Origin of the sequence: Metabacillus sp. 113a, assembly GCF_050107635.1 — a bacterium.
Taxonomy (GTDB): domain Bacteria; phylum Bacillota; class Bacilli; order Bacillales; family Bacillaceae; genus Metabacillus_B.
In genome coordinates, this window is record NZ_JBNILJ010000013.1 from 54391 (window position 1) to 70609 (window position 16219).

Below are 16219 nucleotides of genomic sequence, written 5' to 3' on the forward strand. Positions count from 1 at the left end.
TATGTACATCAGATTAAAAAGAGCCTAGCCTTTATAGTCACACAGCTCAATAATCTGACCGTGCGTATGGGCGGGATTCATATAGATCAATCTCCTGCCGAACGGATTTGTGCGGTAGGTTTCCGATAGAAATGTTATGCCGCGGGCTTCAAAATCTGCTATTGCATCGTCCAGGTCCTCCACCTTATAGGCAAGGTGATGAACCCCCTTCCCTTTCTGCCGGATAAACCGTTCGATCGGAGAGGTTTTGCTTGTCGGTTCGAGAAGCTCAATTACCTGGCCATCAAGATGAATGACAGCAATATGTGTTTCAACTCCCGGTTTTTCACTTGTATATCTCTCTATGAGCGTCCCTCCGAGAATTTCGGTATAAAAAAGGATTGCCTCATCGATTCTTCTCACGGCGATGCCGGTGTGGTCGAGTTTCATTATTTTTTTCCTCCTAGTAAAAAGCTTGTCCGCTCAATGACGAGACTGCCATGCAAAACCTCTCCCACCCTGGAGGCGTATGAATGTGTCCGCTCTTGATTTCGCAATAGGTGTCATATTCAATCCGGATAGTCCAATGCGTTCCGTCCAGTGCGAAGGGAAGCATATACTCTTCCGCCCAATTCATGAAATCGCTCGCATAAAGCTCTTCCCTGAACCAGGCAGCTTCTTCTTGCTTTAACCTTCTAAACTCGGCAGCAGGAGAGGAATTCGGATTTTCTCTTGATGAGCTTTCTGCCATCAGGCCTTTCAAGTCGATGAAGGCAGAATGGAATGGGCCAGGATAACCGCCTGCATCCGCGTATATTCTCTGAATGGTATCATAGGGTTTTTGTCCGGTGTATTTTTTCCATCTGTGCCCGCAATCCCTGCATTGGTAATCAGCATTCCCAAGTGAAGTTTCACTCATTTGAATCAAGCTTTCTTCTGATCTGGCCAGCTGATCATCCTCCCGAATGCCCGGGATGATATCATACGTTTTCAGGCTGGAACAACGCGGACAAGTTGGTGAGATTGTTTTAAAATTCATGATTGCCGATCTCCTCTCTTTACTAACAGTTTACTATGAAGGAGGTCAAAACGGCATAAAAACGCCCCTCCAAAAGGAAGGGCGCCGTCCATTAAAAGTTCCCGCTATTTACATACAGCAGGAATGCAGAGAGAATGAGCAGTACAGCAGGTGTCGTAAATTTTGCAGCAGCATCCTTTACCTTTAAGTGCGTAACCACCGCGCCAATCATGCAGAGGGTGGCAAGAAGCGAACCCCACGCTGTCAGCTGATCGTTCCAGAAACCGGCAAGCAGCAGCACCCCTGCTGCCAATTCCACGATTCCGGTCACCACTCTGAACCATTGCGGATACCCGTAGCGTGCAAACTCCTCGGTCATCTGCTTAGAGCCGAACTTCATCAGTCCAAAAAATAGAAACGCCAACCCCAGTAAAAGTTGAATAATAAAGACAACTGTACCCATCTTGACTTCCTCCTCTTCATGTAGTCGTGCTCTCATTTGCCAGGAAGATTGAGTTACAGTATTATATATTCTTTTTTTCTCTATTTAGTCTAAGTAACCATTCAAAAAATTAAATTTAGATTTCAAATCAAATTTTATGTAAATGTTTGGAATTTACCATGGAAAAGTTCATATATTTCGGTATTATTATCCTATATTTTATCAGGAGGAAAGCATGATGACCGTATATGGAATCATTGTTCTGCTTCATGTTATTGCCGCAGTCTGCGGATTGGGAGCGACTTTTGCACTGCCGATCCTCATGAGCCGTCCTAAAACAGCTGGCCAAACTCGGAAGCATTACCAGCGCTCTTATCTTTCCTGGTCCAAATGGTTATTTATCAGGACCGGGCAGGATGGAGATAAAAAAAATATGGTCATATAGGGACTCTTTAGCGGGTCTCTATTTTATTTTCCAGCCCGGTTGGGTAAAGGTGTAGAAAACAGGCGGTTCAGAAAGGAAGGAATGGCAGTGTTCCCTAGTATTCACCGGCACAAAACCTGGACGAGCTTTCTTTTTTTCGGTGTTATTTATCTCGTTTCAATCATTGTTTTTGCGGCCATTTATGCTCTGCTTGATTTAAATGGGATGGGTTACCTTAAAGAGCACTATGTGGATGACAGCAAGATTACTTATTACGGGTTCATTCTGAAATGCCTGTATTTCAGTACAATCACAAATTTTGCAATCGGTTTTGGGGATATTACTCCATTTGGAACAGCCCGCCTGTTTGCAAGTATTCAGGCCTTCATCGGATACCTCCTTCCGGTGGCTATCGTGATTAACCTTTTTCCGAAAGAAGCGAAGGAGGAACTGGAGAAAAAAGAGCAGGAAAAAGAAAAAGAGAAAGATCTTGAGCACTGATTCTTACTTTCCTGGCATGATTAATTGGAACTGGTGATACATAAAAGTATTGAAAGAAGACAGGAGTGAAAAGGTTGGAAAAAATCCTGGTTATCGGAAGTGCATCTATTGATCTTGTCGTTACCTCACCGAGAAGGCCGCAAAACGGAGAAACCGTGCTTGGAGAATCGTTCATTATGGTACCCGGAGGCAAGGGAGCGAACCAGGCGGTTGCAGCTGCAAGGCTTGGGGCTGATGTCTTTATGGCCGGCTGCGTGGGAGATGATTCTTATGGGGAAGCCATTTTGAACAACTTGAAGGAAAATGGCGTAAAGACGGATTACGTGAAAACGCTCCCTGAAACAGCGAGCGGAACCGCCCACATTATTTTAGCTGAAGGAGATAACAGCATTGTGGTCGTGCAGGGAGCGAATAAGCTCGTTACTCCCTCTATTGCAGATGAAGCACTGCCTGTTTTAAAAGAAGCCAAAATGGTCCTTATTCAGCAGGAAATTCCGGAAGAAACCGTTGAACATGTAAGCATGCTCTGCCAGAAGCACGGGGTGCCGCTGCTTTTAAATCCTGCACCGGCACGGACGGCAGCGGGCAAGGTCCTGGACCGTGCAGCGTATATTACGCCGAATGAAACGGAAGCGACGCTCTTGTTTAAAGGTATGCCCCTGGAGCGGGCTCTTGAAGCGAACCCGAATAAGCTTATCATTACCGAAGGGAAAAACGGAGTCCGGTATCATGATGGCAAGGAAATTCGATCAATCCCGTCCTTTCCTGTGGAAGCCCTGGATACGACAGGAGCTGGAGATACCTTTAACGCAGCCTTTGCTGTTGCTTGCTCAGAGGGAAAAAACTTGGCCGAAAGCATTCGGTTCGCCAACCGAGCAGCCTCTATTTCCGTAACAAAAATTGGTGCCCAGGGCGGGATGCCTTACCGTAAAGAGGTTGATCAAACGCTTTTGGAAGCACCCGAGTAAGGAACTGGGCCGATCTCCTGCAGGCGAGGTTCCGCCTGTATTGAAATGATAAAGAAAAACTCCTGTCTCTTAAAACCGTTTATATTTTTGCCCAATTCTAGTTCTTGTCCTTGTTTATTTGCCTCACAGCAGGACCCACCCATTCAAACTGTGAGAATCCTTTACAAATTTTAGGTCAGCAGGAGCGGGAAAAAAATAACGTGCGGGAAACCGCACGTTATTTATCGTTATTTCCCATTAGCAGCTTCGCTTTTAGGCTGCTCTTTTGACAAAAACCAGCCCGCTACGGCAATGACCAGGAGGACAGACCAGAAAATGACTTTCCAGGTCAGGCTTTTCCCGAATCCTTCAGAAATAATGGCAAGTTCCGGGTGAGAAAGGGCATAAACGGCAAGCTTTACCCCAACCCAGGCTACAATGGCGAAGGCTGCCGTTTCAAGGCCCGGTCTCCGTTCGAGCAATACAACGAAGTAGCTGGCGGCAAATCGCATAATGACAAGCCCGATGATTCCCCCTGTAAGAATCACAGCAAAGTGTCCGCCGTCCAATCCGCCGATTTCCGGAAGATTTGTTTCAGGTAAAGTAACTGCGAGGGCAACCGCTGCAAGGATGGCATCAACAGCAAACGCAATATCGGCTACCTCTACCTTAAGGACGGTCATCCAGAACCCGGAGCCTTCGTTCTTCGGCTTTTCGGCTTTCACCTTTGGCTTCAATACGTGCTTCTTCAAAATATGGTAAATGGCGATCCCGAACAGATAAAGGGCTCCAATTGCCTGAACCTGCCAGATATCCACCAGATATGAGATGATAAACAGTGAGCCGAATCGGAATACAAATGCTCCTGCAAGCCCGTAAAATAAAGCTTTTTTCCTTTTCTCTTCAGGCAGGTGCTTAACCATGGTGGCAATAACCAGGGCATTATCCGCAGCAAGAATTCCTTCCAGCCCAATTAATATTAACAGGACCCACCCATATTCCAGCAATATTCCAGCGTCCATTGTGCTTCCTCCTTTACGAATCCTATTGTTTAGTTTCTTTCTTTTTTAGCAATCCATTCTACAAATGTCATCTATGTGGAAGCGGAGCACGCAGCTGTTCTGCCGGGCTCTGCTATAATTGCAGGAAAAGGCTTCTCGGCGGATGATAAACTTCAAGCGTTAAAATCGTGACGGCATATAGTTTTATGGTCACAAATAAAAGGATTTTCTTTTGCAGGTTACCTTCCAATTATATTTGGGCTTCTCCTTTAGTTTATTAAATTGGGTTGTGCAGCGCAGTCTGCATAATATCAGATTGCAGGAAGCCTCCTTTTTTATACAATGGCTTTGTTAAAGCATGGTGTTGATTTTTCACACCTGTTGATTGGACGGAAGGCGTGAGACTCCGAGCTAAGAGCAGCAGTACAGGTGAGACCCTGCGGAAAGGGAACGCCTGCAGCGGAAATCAACAGCCAAGTTTAACAGAGCTTATACAAAAAAACCTTCACCTGATCCGGTGAAGGGTTGAATTCCATACTTTTTCCTTCACCAAAAATGGCAAAGGTCTCGCAAACAACATACAGTTGCCAACTGAGCCGGTGATGAATCATCACGTATTGTCGACGCAGCTGTAAGCTACTCCCCTTTGGAGTATATAAGCTCTTAATGAGCACAGCCTTAACTCTTCGGCTATAAGAAAATAATACCGGATAGCCAGGCATGCCGTCAATAAATAATACTTTTGAAAATGCTTGTCCAAAATGGAGGCTGTCAAAATAGAGAGGGGGCTGTCGTTTTTTTTTATATGCATTATCGGAACTTTTTGTTCGGTGAAGTGTCCGGATTTTCCCCGTCCGGCAGCTGCATGTCTGCAGTTAGCTGGCTGATTTGCCTTTCTAATTGATGAATCATATCTATGCCTGCTGTAATTTGCTTTCCATATTCCGATACCCGGGATTGCAAGTGCTGGATTTTCTTTTTTTGGGCCATTGATGTTTGGATGAGCTTCCGATTTGGCATGTGAGAAGCAATGCGCTCCTTCGAGTAGAAAGAACGAATGTCTATCATCAGCTGGTATATTTTTTTCTGCAGCTCTGATTGAACAGCCTGCATGGATGATTTCTCCTTTAATAGCCGTCTTTTTTCAGCCTCCAGCAGCTTATTTTTTTGCTGCAAGTCACTAATGGAGTCCTGCATTTCTCTATGGTGACGATCCATCTCGCCCAATTCCTGATGAAGCGAGCTGACGATCGTTTCCAGCTGCGGGACAGAATAAGCTGTTTTTCGAACCATCTCATATTTTTCCTTCAGCTCTTCATTCCCTGATTGAAGATTTTCTAAAACGGAGTTGAGTTCTATAATTTGATGGTTGAGAGAGTGAATGGTTTGAGTGCTTTTCTCTTCGCCTTCCATCTTCTCGCTCAGCTGCTGCTTCAATTCAATGCATTCTTTATTTTTAACATCATAATCGTTTTGAAGAGTCATGATGTGGTCCCTTAAGCTGTCAATCTCTGTTTGCTTTGATTCGATATCATGTTTCACGTTCTTCATTTCCTGATTTTTTTCACTTAATAGGTGGATGGTTTCTAAGTAATATTGTTCCTGGACTGAAAAGGCCTCTGCTTTTCCAGCGTATTCATTAAGCTCAGCCTTCATTTCATTCAGCTCATTTTCCTTCTGCTGAAGGTTTTTCATCAGATCTGCATTTTCCAGCTTCAGCGTCTTTACCTTGTGATTATGACCATTCTTCTGATATTCGTCCACTACTGCCATGTACTTATTTAATTCAGCCTTAAGACGAATGTTTTTCTGCTGTAGAGTCAGCAATTCCTGGAGCTCCTCCTTCACCGCATACCTTCTGTCCATAGAGCGCCTCCTCCTTTTCACATAGGCTCATACACAATCTATATATATGTGCAGGAAAAGAGTGGTGTTCCGCTGCAGAAGAAAATAAAAATACCCGTGATGAACACAGGTATTAAAATGAAAACGAAATGCTGTTATTAGAACTGAATACATGTTTTCCTTCATTAAAATAAACAAATCCCCCGATTGCTATCGCGTTTCTTTCCTCTGCATAGTCAATGGTGATTTTATAGGCAGGAAAAACAGCCGTCTCACCAGGGTTTATTTGCAGCGCCTGGATGGATGTAATCCAGTATTCACCCTTTGATTTAACCCTCTCTCTCCAATCCTCATACACATATCTCCACCCTTTTTCCCCGCTGCTGCCGATTGTCGCCATACCTGAAACCATTCTTGGAGGAATAATCTGCCCTTGGAGCGAAACGCCTTGTCCAGCAGGGACTTTAATGCAAATGACAGGGCTATGGAGGATTTCATTACCGGTATTCTTCATATATAAATTTCCATTGATTAAAAACCCTTCTCCTTCTGAATCCTTTTGAGGTGGAAGCACCGTATAATCAAAAAAGATTTCGGCCTTCGCTTCTCTCTTTACAGCCTGAATGGTCTTTTGGCTGTCAGCTTCTTTTATTTCAGCGGATGAAGCTTCCCCTGCTTCCTCCGTTTCCCGGGATGGAACCGATTCGGAGCTGCTCCATAACCGTTTCAGCATAGCCTTTTGTTTGTCAGCCGGAAGATACGCGAACGGCTTCTCTTGATGGTACCGGTGTAGATAACGCATGATGGCCCTTGCCAGAATCAGTTTGACCTGTTCATAAACGGAGGAAGTTTCCGTTAGCTGAGGGAGACGGCATTTGATTCGGATCAGGCGTCCTGAGGCAGTTGGAACAGCTGGTACTTCTTTAAACTGAAAAGCCATTTTGTTTTCATTCAGTTCACTCAGCAACATGTTCCGAAGCCGCTCATCGACCAATGGCTGATGCTCAATCAGGATGGAAGGGTGATGCCCATGCATGCCTTCCGTTACATCCAGCAGGATGGAAAGACCCGGCACAGAATTTGCAGCTTTTCCTTGATCTGTTAAGGAAGACAAACCGCCTGCAGCTAACAAGCGGAGAATTTCCTGAACAAAGTCTTGGCTTGCCTTCCCTTTATTCTCAGAAAAGATGCGGACGCGTTCCTGATGCAGGCTTGAGTACAAATCCATTCGTTGCTCTGACATATTATAGCTTGAATAGAGACCTTGCTTTTCGCAGAACAGCCGAAAGCCCACCAATGAATCATATGGAATCTTCATATGAAATTCGCGGTCAAAAAAAACGGAAATTTTCATAGAACAGTCCCCTCTTTGCTTACTTATAGGCTACTTCCTATCTATATGGTCTTATCACCAATTTATGCAAGGTTATCCAAAACAGGCATTTGTTTCAGAACCATTTTAAAAATCTATCCATAGTATGGAGAGAAAACACAACTTATTTAGAAAGGAAGATCCTTTTGTTAAAACCTATTAGGGGGTCTCAATTGACTCCTAACAACGTGCAAGAAGAATGTATCCGCGTACCAAAGGTTTATGACTGGGTATTTGACGCAATCTCCACTGATACAGGCATTGTCTTGTCAGAGGATTGTGAAGCAGCTGTTGCTGCAGCAGTAGCAGCTGGCAGAACTCCCCTTGATGTAACATGTGAGGTTCCGGATGTAGGCGGTTTCTTCCCGCTTGATCAGCCACAGGATCCTAACGCATTGTGTACGGTTTCTTCAAGAATCGAAAGAAGAGTCATCAATGGGCAGGAGCTTGCCATTGTAAAAGTTATTTTTACAATCAGACCATTGATCAACATTTTTGACAGCGAAGGAACACTTCTTTGCTCATTCCGCCCAACAATCAGCGAATCTCGCCGCCTTGTTGTTTGTGCACCAGAGCCGTTCACAAGCGACAACGTATTTTGCCGCATCATTGCTCTAAGCTGCGACACGAATTTTATCGAAACGGGTGTGCCTGATCTTGGCCTTCAAGTTATGCTTGATATTTGCTTCGAAATTCAAGTTGAAGCAGATGTAAAACTGGAAGTATTGGCTAAGTTCTGCTTCCCGCGTCCGAATGACATCGTAATCCCGCCAAGTGCCGTCTGCCCTGAGTTTGAATTCCCTGCTCAATGCGACTTCTTCCCGCGCGACAACTGTGACTGCCAGGCGTTTGTTGACACAGATCCGCTTTCACCTCCGGGAGTTGCCATTGATTTCTCTGCCATCCTTTTCCCTACTGATTTGGATGCAGGAAGCTTTACAACTGAATTGAACGCAGAAATTTGTGACAACTGTAACTTGACTGGAAGCACAATTGAATGGATCGTAGAAGACCTTCTAGTTCCTACAGGAACTGTGGATCAAAGCTTCACATTTACGGCTACTGAAATCGGTATGCCTACTTGCACAACCATTCCAGGAGTAGCAACAACGATGGTGGTTACCGGTTCAGGTACTGTAGCATTTGCAGACCCTGGTGTAGCGGACCGTCCAGTGTTGTTTACAATGACATTGGTTGAAAATGCTGCGCTTCTTGATTCTTATGCTTTCGTACTGACTGACTTGGCTGCAGCACCTTTAATCACATTCGCTGGTGCGGGTGTAGCATTTGTTCCAGACGAAGACCTAGTTGTTCAGGACTGCTTGACATTCCCTAATATCATCGGCTAATACCGCATCATGAAGAGAATATCTTGAAAAAGAAGGGGAAACCCTTCTTTTTTCTGACTATAACCCAATTTTTCCTTCATTTATCGGATTAAAAATAAACGTACAGGGAGATTGATAGTGTGAAAGGAGTTATTCTTGCCGGCGGTACAGGATCCAGGCTACGTCCATTAACCAAGATTATCAATAAACACCTATTGCCCGTAGGCAGCGATCCTATGATCTATTGGCCGATTTCTAAACTAAGGGATGCAGGAATCTGCGATATTATGATTGTCACGAATCAGCATCATCTAAGTTCCTTTATCGAGCTTTTAGGATTGGGTGAAGCAATGTCTGTGAACCTTGTATATCAAATTCAAAAGACAGAAGGCGGAGGAATTGCTGACGCTCTTTTAGGTGCAAAGGAATTTATTGGTGAAGATAAATTTGTGGTGCTGCTTGGTGATAATATTTTCGAAGATTCATTGGCCCCTTATGTTCATGCCTTCCATTCACAAAAGACCGGTGCCAGAGTCCTTTTAAAACAAGTGGAGGATCCGGGCCGCTATGGTGTTCCAGAGCTGGATCATGCAGCAAACAGAATTCGTAAAATTCGGGAAAAACCCGTTCACCCTGCATCTTCTTTTTGTGTTACCGGCATATATATGTACGATCAGGAAGTTTTCCGCTTTATCAAAAAAATACAGCCTTCTGAACGAAATGAATTAGAAATTACGGATGTGAACAACCTCTACATTCAAAGCAATGAGCTTCAATTTGACATCCTTAGCGGGTGGTGGATTGACGCAGGAACCCATGAATCACTGTTTAAAGCAACTCAGTATGTATACGAAGGTTTTTCAAAGGAGAGTTCCTTTTGACTAAACATCTATTAGTAACTGGAGGAGCAGGCTTTATCGGGTCCAACTTCATCTCCTATCTTTTAAAAAACACGAATTACCGCATTACAAATATTGATTCATTAACCTATGCAGGGATGAATGGAAAAACCGAACTTTTTTCAAAAACGAACCGCTATCGTTTTATCAAATGCGATATTGGGGACAGCCGGGAACTAATCCCTGTTTTGGACCATGAATATGATGCCATTATCAACTTTGCAGCTGAATCCCATGTAGACAGAAGCATTGTCGATGCGGCACCATTTATCCGCACAAATATTAATGGCACATTTAATCTACTGCAAGCTGTTTTAAAAGGAAAAGCCAGGAAAATGATTCAAGTCTCAACCGATGAAGTATACGGGTCGCTTGAACCATCCGATCCTCCCTTCACGGAAAAGACCCCTCTCGCTCCTAACAATCCTTACTCTGCAAGTAAAGCGAGTGCTGATTTATTGGTAAGATCCTTTTTCCAAACGCATCAGCTTCCGCTAATTATCACGCGCTGCAGCAATAATTATGGACCCAGGCAGCATACGGAAAAATTAATTCCTAAAGTCATTTTTAATGCATTGCGCAATAAAGAAATTCCTTTATATGGCGACGGATTGAATGTACGGGATTGGATTTATGTGGAAGATCATTGCCGCGCGGTGCTTGCAGCACTTGAAAAAGGAGCTCCAGGTGAAATCTATAATTTTGGAGGATCTGAAGAAAAGACAAATATGGATGTGATCCTGAACATCCTTCACCACTTAGGGAAAGACACAGCATTGATCCGCAAAGTGACAGACCGTAAAGGGCATGATCGAAGGTATGCGATGAACTCGTCTAAAGCCATGAAGGAGCTGGGCTGGAAACAAAATCTCTCTTTTGATGATGGGTTAAAAAGAACGATTGACTGGTATGTTCAAAACGATTTTGAAGGACGGTGAAACCTTGAAGATAGTGATTACCGGTGCCGGCGGACAATTAGGAAAAGAATTGGCAAGAAAACTAAATCCCAATCATACGGTATACAGCCTTGCAAAAAACGAGCTGGACATTACGAATCAGACAGAAGTGAATCGCACGATTTCTAGAATCCAACCGGAAATCATCATTCATGCTGCAGCCTATACAGCGGTCGACCTATGTGAAACAGAGGTGAAAAAAGCATTGGAAGTAAACGGCATCGGAGCAGGGAATGTTGCCTTGGCTGCTGAAAATGCCAATTCAAAAATGTTCTATATCAGCTCTGATTATGTCTTTAATGGAACGAAGCATACGCCCTATGAGGAGACGGATACACCCGACCCAGTTTCAGTTTACGGAATAAGCAAACGGCTGGGTGAGCAGCTGGTTCTCCGATATGCGGGAGGAACGATTGTCCGCACCTCCTGGCTGTATGGACATGATGGAAAAAACTTTGTCAAAACGATGCTCTTCCTTGCAGGGAAGAATAAAGAAATCAAAGTGATTGATGACCAAATTGGATCACCAACCTACACAGGTGACCTGTCTGACACGATCATCCAACTTTTCTCAAAAAAACAAGGCATTTACCATGTGAGCAATTCCGGGTCATGCACCTGGTATGAATTTGCCCGAACAATTTTCGAAGAAGCGGGTTTCAACCCTAATCTCGTATTGCCAACGACTACAGAAGAGTATGGTTCCAAAGCTCCCAGACCACATTATTCCGTTCTGGCTCATACAGCGATGAATCGGGCGGGAGCGGGACCGATCCGCCCATGGAGAAAGGCATTAAAGGAATTTATCAGAAAGGAGCTTACCCAATGATTGAAGGTGTAAAAGTGAAAAAGTTAAAAAAGCACTGTGACGATCGGGGTTTCTTTGCAGAACTCATCCGTGATGATGAACCGGATTTACTGTCAAAGTTTGGGCAGGCATCCTGGTCCATGAGCTATCCAGGTGTCATTAAAGCCTTTCACTATCATGAAAAACAGGATGACCTTTGGTTCTTTCCTTCGGGAAACGCCCAGGTTGTTTTATACGATATGAGAGAACATGCTTCTACAAAAGGAGAAACAGATGTGTATTACATGGGAGAAGAAAATCCCATGATGCTTTTGATTCCGAAAGGGGTAGCACACGGTTACCGGGTGCTTGGGGAGAAGCCTGTTTCCATCATCTATTTCACAACGGAATCATACAAGGCTGAATCTCCGGATGAAAAGAGAATTCCCTGGAACGACCCCGGCATAGCGTTTAACTGGGAAACAGAAAACCGATAAGGAATGTTCAGAGGTGGCGTATGAAAAATGGAGTAAATCTAATCGGGTATACCAGAGCAGAATCCGGTTTAGGGGAAGCCTGCCGTTCAGCAGCTAAAGCTTTGCAGGCGGCAGGAGTCCCTTTTCAGCTGATCAACTTTCCCTTCCATTCCTCTAGGGAAGGGGACCTTAGCTGGCAGCATAAAGAAGGACAAAATCCAATTTACAGAACGAATATTTTTTTTCTTAATGCCGATCAAATGTATATTCAAATCCGGAAAAAGAAAATTAAAACCGGCTGGCTCAGTAACCGGTATAACATCGGATACTGGCATTGGGAATTGCCTGAATTCCCGGACCACTGGGTAAAATGCTTTGAATTAGTTGATGAGATATGGGTCCCCTCAAGCTTCACCCACCACTCTGTGTCAAGCAAAACCGGTAAACCTGTACGAATTATTCCTCATGCCGTTTCCTTTGATATCCCCGCAGACCATGACCGCAGCATTTTTCAATTGCCCGAAAGCCGTTTTCTTTTTTTAACCATGTTCGATCTTTTTAGTACTGCAGCAAGAAAAAATCCATACTCCGTGATTAAAGCATTTAAACAAGCCTTTACAAAGGAAAATCAAGATGCGGGTTTAGTCATCAAAGTTAACAACGCATCTTTTCACCCCGTAGAAATGGAAAAAGTAAAACAAACAATCGCAGGCTGGCCCAACATTTTCCTTATAGAAAAAGATCTCTGCCGCCAGGAAGTATATGGGCTTATGAATGCAGCTGATTGTTACATCTCGCTTCATCGTTCCGAAGGTTTTGGATTACCCCTGGCTGAGTCGATGTTCCTCGGGAAACCAGTCATCGCTACGAATTGGTCCGGGAATCTGGAGTTTATGGATCCTGGCAACTCGTTATTAGTTGGCTACACCTTAAAGAAAGTAGAAGAAAACTTCGGTCCCTATACCACTGACCAAATGTGGGCTGAACCTGATACGGAGCAAGCCGCTGAACGGATGAGAAAAGTAGTGGAGAATAACAATTTTGCGATACAGATTGGTAGACTTGGAAAAAAAACTGCAGAAAGCAAATTATCTCCCCAAACCATAGGAAATATCTATAAGAACCGACTTAAGGAACTTAAATTATACTAGGAATACCCCTTCAAAATAAACGAAAACCATGAAAAATAGATTATTGCAACAAGCGAACCAGTATATAAGCACATATCATAAAACAGCTACTTGTTTGACTACTAAAAGAATTCTGAGGTGCTGTATACATGAAGGTCGTAATAATGGCAGGAGGAAAAGGGACACGATTTTGGCCATGGAGCACAAAGAAAAGACCTAAACAATTCTTACCTTTAGTATCGGAAGAAACGATGCTGCAGCAAACTTACAGCAGATTTCAAAAATGGCTTGCGCCTGAAAAGATTTTTATTGTTACATCAGAAGAGTTTGTTCCGCTCGTAAAAGAACAAATCCGTTTCATGCATGACGAACAAATAATCATAGAACCTGAACAAAGGGACACCGGTCCATGCATGGCTTTAACCGCACTAAAATTTTTAGAAGAAGAAGATGATGAAGTGTTTGCAGCAGTGCCTTCAGACCACTTCATTCCTGAAGATGCCCAGCTTTTTGAAATATTTGAATTAGGCGAAGAAATAGCTGAAGCAGATCACTCGATTGTAACAATAGGGATTACACCGACACGGCCGGAAACAGGCTATGGCTACATTCAAGCAAAAAGTGAAGGCCCTAAAAACAATGTTCTACCTGTGGAAGCTTTTATCGAAAAACCAGATAAAAAAAAGGCGCAATCACTAATTTCCAAGGAGAACGTATATTGGAATGGCGGAGTGTTTATATGGAAACCTTCAACGATTGCTTTTTATATGGAAAAGCTTCAGCCGGAGCTTTGGAAAATGGCAACAGAATCCCAAAAAATCACAAGGGACCAGTATTCCCTTTTCCCAAAAATTTCAGTGGACTATGCCATTTTGGAAAAAGCAGAAACGATCTACACGATTCCGGTCAATATGCTTTGGGATGATATTGGCAGCTGGGGCGCATGGGATCGGCTCCACAAAAAAAGCGGCGATGATAATCTGCTAATTGGCAATATTTCTATATCAGAATCAAAAAATTGCATTATTAAATCTGAAGATCGTAAAACAGTCGTTATAGGAGTAGAGGATTTGATCATAGCCTCTACTCCTCACGGGCTATTAATCTGCCACAAATCTTACGAAAAAGACCTTAAAGGGATCCTTCAGGAAATTTCAAATCGGGAAGCGTAAGGAGCCTAAAGAAATAATTGGAGATGGTCATGTGAAAAGAGCATTGATTACCGGGATCACCGGTCAAGATGGATCTTACCTCGCTGAATTACTGTTAAAAAAAGGGTATAAAGTCTTCGGACTAAAAAGAAGAACGGCTACCCCTAACTTTCAGAACATTAGCCATTTGATTGACGATATAGAATTAATTCCAGGTGATTTACTGGATTTGGCCTCACTGATCCATGCGGTAGACATCTCAAACCCTGATGAAGTATATCACCTGGCTGCCCAATCCTTTGTAGGGGACTCATGGACACAGCCCCTTTATACCGGCCAGGTCACAGCATTAGGGGTAACCAATATGCTTGAGGCTGTAAGGACAGTAAAACCGGACGCCCGTTTTTATCAAGCTTCAAGCAGTGAAATGTTTGGGAGGGTTTTAGAAACTCCCCAAACAGAAAAAACTCCATTTTACCCGCGAAGTCCCTATGGTGTCTCCAAACTATACGGGCACTGGATTACTGTCAACTATCGGGAAAGCTATGGGATGTATACATGCTCAGGAATTTTGTTTAACCATGAGTCTCCAAGAAGAGGACTGGAATTTGTCACGAGGAAAATTACAGACGCCGCAGCTAATATTAAACTCGGCAGGCAAAAGGAGCTGCGCCTGGGAAACCTGGAGGCAAAGCGCGACTGGGGTTATGCAGGGGATTATGTAAAGGCGATGTGGCTCATGCTTCAGCAGGAAAAACCGGAGGATTTTGTCATTGCTACAGGAGAAACCCATACTGTAAAAGAATTCGTAGAGATCGCGTTTGAACATGCAGGTCTAAACTGGAAAGATTACGTGATTCAGGACGAAAAATTCATGCGCCCTGCTGAGGTCGATCTATTACTAGGCAGCCCTGAAAAAGCTAAAAAACAATTGCAGTGGAGCCCTGAAGTTTCTTTTAACGAATTGGTGAAAATGATGGTGGATCATGATATTGAAAAGGTTCAATCAAAAATATGAGAGCGTTAATTACAGGAATTAACGGCTTTGTCGGCCCTTATTTACAGCATCAGCTGAAAGCTGAAGGTGCTGAAGTTTATGGAACCACTAGAAGGCAAAGTTCCTGTAAGGAGATCTATCAATTAAATTTGAAGAATCAAGATCACATCCTTCGTTTATTAAATAAGATAAAGCCAACTCATATTTTTCATTTAGCAGGTCTGAGCAATGTGAAAGAGTCATGGTCAAACATCTCAGAAACATTGGAGACCAATACGATTGGCACGATTAACGTACTTGAAGCCGTAAAGAAGTATAAAAATCATGTAAGAGTCCTCACCATCGGTTCTTCTGAAGAATACGGGAAGATTTCTGATGGAATCTATAAAACCTGTGAAAAAACTCCTTTAAATCCACTAAGTCCTTACGGGACCAGTAAAGCAGCGGTAAGTATGATCACACAGAACTACCATAAAGGGTACGGCGTAGACGTTATCCATATCAGGCCGTTTAATCATATCGGAGCAGGGCAAAAAAAAGGATTTGTAACTGCGGATTTTGCTTATCAAGTTGCTATGATCGCCAAAGAACAAACGGATTCAAATAAGATCACGGTTGGAAACCTGGCATCCTTCCGGGATTTTACGGATGTCAGGGATATAGTCAGAGCATACCACCTGCTTGCTTTAAAGGGATTTTCAGGAGAAATTTATAATGTTTGTTCTGGAATGGCTGTAAAGATTGAAGAACTTCTTAATACGTTCATCTCATTTTCTTCTAAGGAAATAACCATTAACGTAGATCCTGAAAAACTAAGACCTTCCGAAGTACCTCATCTTGTGGGAGACTGTACAAAGCTTACTGAATTAACTGGCTGGGAACCGGCTATCCCTATAGTCAACTCCCTTCAAGATATCTACCAAGACTGGATCGATCAATTGTAATGGCTGCAGTGGCTGTGTTCGC

Annotated in this window: 18 protein-coding genes; 12 read left to right on the plus strand and 6 right to left on the minus strand. The window is 43.5% G+C overall.

What is annotated here, in order from left to right; all coding sequences use genetic code 11:
* Positions 1-24: 24 nt before the first annotated feature.
* The 3 genes from ACQCVE_RS15595 to ACQCVE_RS15605 form a co-directional block, all read right to left on the minus strand.
* Positions 25-429: a VOC family protein gene (locus ACQCVE_RS15595; protein ID WP_426863352.1), complete on the minus strand. Its 405-nt coding sequence runs from the start codon at positions 427-429 to the stop codon at positions 25-27.
* A 13-nt stretch (positions 430-442) separates the two neighbouring features.
* Positions 443-1018: a hypothetical protein gene (locus ACQCVE_RS15600; RefSeq protein ID WP_426846314.1), complete on the minus strand. Its 576-nt coding sequence runs from the start codon at positions 1016-1018 to the stop codon at positions 443-445.
* A gap of 91 nt (positions 1019-1109) precedes the next feature.
* Entirely contained in the window at positions 1110-1460 is a 351-nt protein-coding gene (locus ACQCVE_RS15605; RefSeq protein WP_426863353.1) for a DoxX family protein, read from the minus strand.
* A gap of 214 nt (positions 1461-1674) precedes the next feature.
* On the opposite strand from ACQCVE_RS15605, the gene ACQCVE_RS15610 reads away from it, so the two are divergent.
* From ACQCVE_RS15610 to rbsK, 3 genes are all read left to right on the plus strand, one after another.
* Entirely contained in the window at positions 1675-1884 is a 210-nt protein-coding gene (locus ACQCVE_RS15610) for a hypothetical protein (RefSeq protein WP_426863354.1), read from the plus strand.
* Between the two features lie 87 nt (positions 1885-1971).
* Positions 1972-2364, plus strand: coding sequence for an ion channel (locus ACQCVE_RS15615; protein WP_426846308.1), 393 nt, complete (start codon positions 1972-1974; stop codon positions 2362-2364).
* A 74-nt stretch (positions 2365-2438) separates the two neighbouring features.
* Positions 2439-3332, plus strand: coding sequence for a ribokinase (gene rbsK / locus ACQCVE_RS15620; protein WP_426863355.1), 894 nt, complete (start codon positions 2439-2441; stop codon positions 3330-3332).
* A 227-nt stretch (positions 3333-3559) separates the two neighbouring features.
* Here rbsK and ACQCVE_RS15625 read toward each other — a convergent pair whose 3' ends face one another.
* The 3 genes from ACQCVE_RS15625 to ACQCVE_RS15635 form a co-directional block, all read right to left on the minus strand.
* Positions 3560-4333, minus strand: a complete 774-nt coding sequence (locus tag ACQCVE_RS15625; protein WP_426846304.1) for a TerC family protein — start codon at positions 4331-4333, stop codon at positions 3560-3562.
* A gap of 789 nt (positions 4334-5122) precedes the next feature.
* A complete protein-coding gene (locus ACQCVE_RS15630) occupies positions 5123-6178 on the minus strand; it encodes a hypothetical protein (protein WP_426863356.1) in 1056 nt (351 codons plus the stop codon).
* Positions 6179-6290: 112 nt separating this feature from the next.
* Positions 6291-7511 carry a hypothetical protein gene (locus tag ACQCVE_RS15635; protein WP_426863357.1) on the minus strand — a complete coding sequence of 407 codons (1221 nt, stop codon included), beginning with the start codon at positions 7509-7511 and terminating at the stop codon, positions 6291-6293.
* A gap of 191 nt (positions 7512-7702) precedes the next feature.
* Here ACQCVE_RS15635 and ACQCVE_RS15640 point away from each other — a divergent pair, with 191 nt between their 5' ends.
* The 9 genes from ACQCVE_RS15640 to ACQCVE_RS15680 all read left to right on the plus strand — a co-directional run bounded on the left by ACQCVE_RS15640 (position 7703) and on the right by ACQCVE_RS15680 (position 16197).
* Positions 7703-8878 carry a hypothetical protein gene (locus tag ACQCVE_RS15640; protein ID WP_426863358.1) on the plus strand — a complete coding sequence of 392 codons (1176 nt, stop codon included), beginning with the start codon at positions 7703-7705 and terminating at the stop codon, positions 8876-8878.
* 119 nt (positions 8879-8997) lie between these two features.
* Entirely contained in the window at positions 8998-9738 is a 741-nt protein-coding gene (locus tag ACQCVE_RS15645; RefSeq protein WP_426863359.1) for a sugar phosphate nucleotidyltransferase, read from the plus strand.
* On the plus strand, positions 9735-10694 hold the full coding sequence (gene rfbB, locus ACQCVE_RS15650) for a dTDP-glucose 4,6-dehydratase (RefSeq protein WP_426846295.1): 960 nt from the start codon (positions 9735-9737) through the stop codon (positions 10692-10694). The genes ACQCVE_RS15645 and rfbB overlap by 4 nt, the downstream gene beginning before the upstream one ends.
* Positions 10666-11541: a dTDP-4-dehydrorhamnose reductase gene (gene rfbD, locus ACQCVE_RS15655; RefSeq protein ID WP_426846293.1), complete on the plus strand. Its 876-nt coding sequence runs from the start codon at positions 10666-10668 to the stop codon at positions 11539-11541. Before rfbB ends, rfbD begins: the two co-directional genes overlap by 29 nt.
* Positions 11538-11996: a dTDP-4-dehydrorhamnose 3,5-epimerase family protein gene (locus ACQCVE_RS15660; RefSeq protein WP_426863360.1), complete on the plus strand. Its 459-nt coding sequence runs from the start codon at positions 11538-11540 to the stop codon at positions 11994-11996. The genes rfbD and ACQCVE_RS15660 overlap by 4 nt, the downstream gene beginning before the upstream one ends.
* 239 nt (positions 11997-12235) lie before the next feature.
* Complete coding sequence (locus ACQCVE_RS15665) at positions 12236-13126, plus strand: glycosyltransferase family 4 protein (RefSeq protein WP_426863361.1); 891 nt, start codon at positions 12236-12238, stop codon at positions 13124-13126.
* Between the two features lie 128 nt (positions 13127-13254).
* Positions 13255-14277 carry a mannose-1-phosphate guanylyltransferase gene (locus ACQCVE_RS15670; protein WP_426863362.1) on the plus strand — a complete coding sequence of 341 codons (1023 nt, stop codon included), beginning with the start codon at positions 13255-13257 and terminating at the stop codon, positions 14275-14277.
* Between the two features lie 31 nt (positions 14278-14308).
* The gene (gmd, locus tag ACQCVE_RS15675) at positions 14309-15274 is read left to right on the plus strand and encodes a GDP-mannose 4,6-dehydratase (protein ID WP_426863363.1); all 966 of its coding nucleotides are present in this window, start codon (positions 14309-14311) and stop codon (positions 15272-15274) included.
* Entirely contained in the window at positions 15271-16197 is a 927-nt protein-coding gene (locus ACQCVE_RS15680; RefSeq protein ID WP_426863364.1) for a GDP-mannose 4,6-dehydratase, read from the plus strand. The genes gmd and ACQCVE_RS15680 overlap by 4 nt, the downstream gene beginning before the upstream one ends.
* Positions 16198-16219: the final 22 nt, after the last annotated feature.

Bases quoted from the DNA above. Each gene is read 5' to 3' on its own strand.
- ACQCVE_RS15595 (WP_426863352.1), bottom strand. From the start codon at position 429: ATGAAACTCGACCACACCGGCATCGCCGTGAGAAGAATCGATGAGGCA.
- ACQCVE_RS15600 (WP_426846314.1), bottom strand. From the start codon at position 1,018: ATGAATTTTAAAACAATCTCACCAACTTGTCCGCGTTGTTCCAGCCTG.
- ACQCVE_RS15605 (WP_426863353.1), bottom strand. From the start codon at position 1,460: ATGGGTACAGTTGTCTTTATTATTCAACTTTTACTGGGGTTGGCGTTT.
- ACQCVE_RS15610 (WP_426863354.1), top strand. From the start codon at position 1,675: ATGATGACCGTATATGGAATCATTGTTCTGCTTCATGTTATTGCCGCA.
- ACQCVE_RS15625 (WP_426846304.1), bottom strand. From the start codon at position 4,333: ATGGACGCTGGAATATTGCTGGAATATGGGTGGGTCCTGTTAATATTA.
- ACQCVE_RS15630 (WP_426863356.1), bottom strand. From the start codon at position 6,178: ATGGACAGAAGGTATGCGGTGAAGGAGGAGCTCCAGGAATTGCTGACT.
- ACQCVE_RS15635 (WP_426863357.1), bottom strand. From the start codon at position 7,511: ATGAAAATTTCCGTTTTTTTTGACCGCGAATTTCATATGAAGATTCCA.
- rfbD (WP_426846293.1), top strand. From the start codon at position 10,666: ATGTTCAAAACGATTTTGAAGGACGGTGAAACCTTGAAGATAGTGATT.
- ACQCVE_RS15660 (WP_426863360.1), top strand. From the start codon at position 11,538: ATGATTGAAGGTGTAAAAGTGAAAAAGTTAAAAAAGCACTGTGACGAT.
- ACQCVE_RS15665 (WP_426863361.1), top strand. From the start codon at position 12,236: ATGTATATTCAAATCCGGAAAAAGAAAATTAAAACCGGCTGGCTCAGT.
- ACQCVE_RS15670 (WP_426863362.1), top strand. From the start codon at position 13,255: ATGAAGGTCGTAATAATGGCAGGAGGAAAAGGGACACGATTTTGGCCA.
- ACQCVE_RS15680 (WP_426863364.1), top strand. From the start codon at position 15,271: ATGAGAGCGTTAATTACAGGAATTAACGGCTTTGTCGGCCCTTATTTA.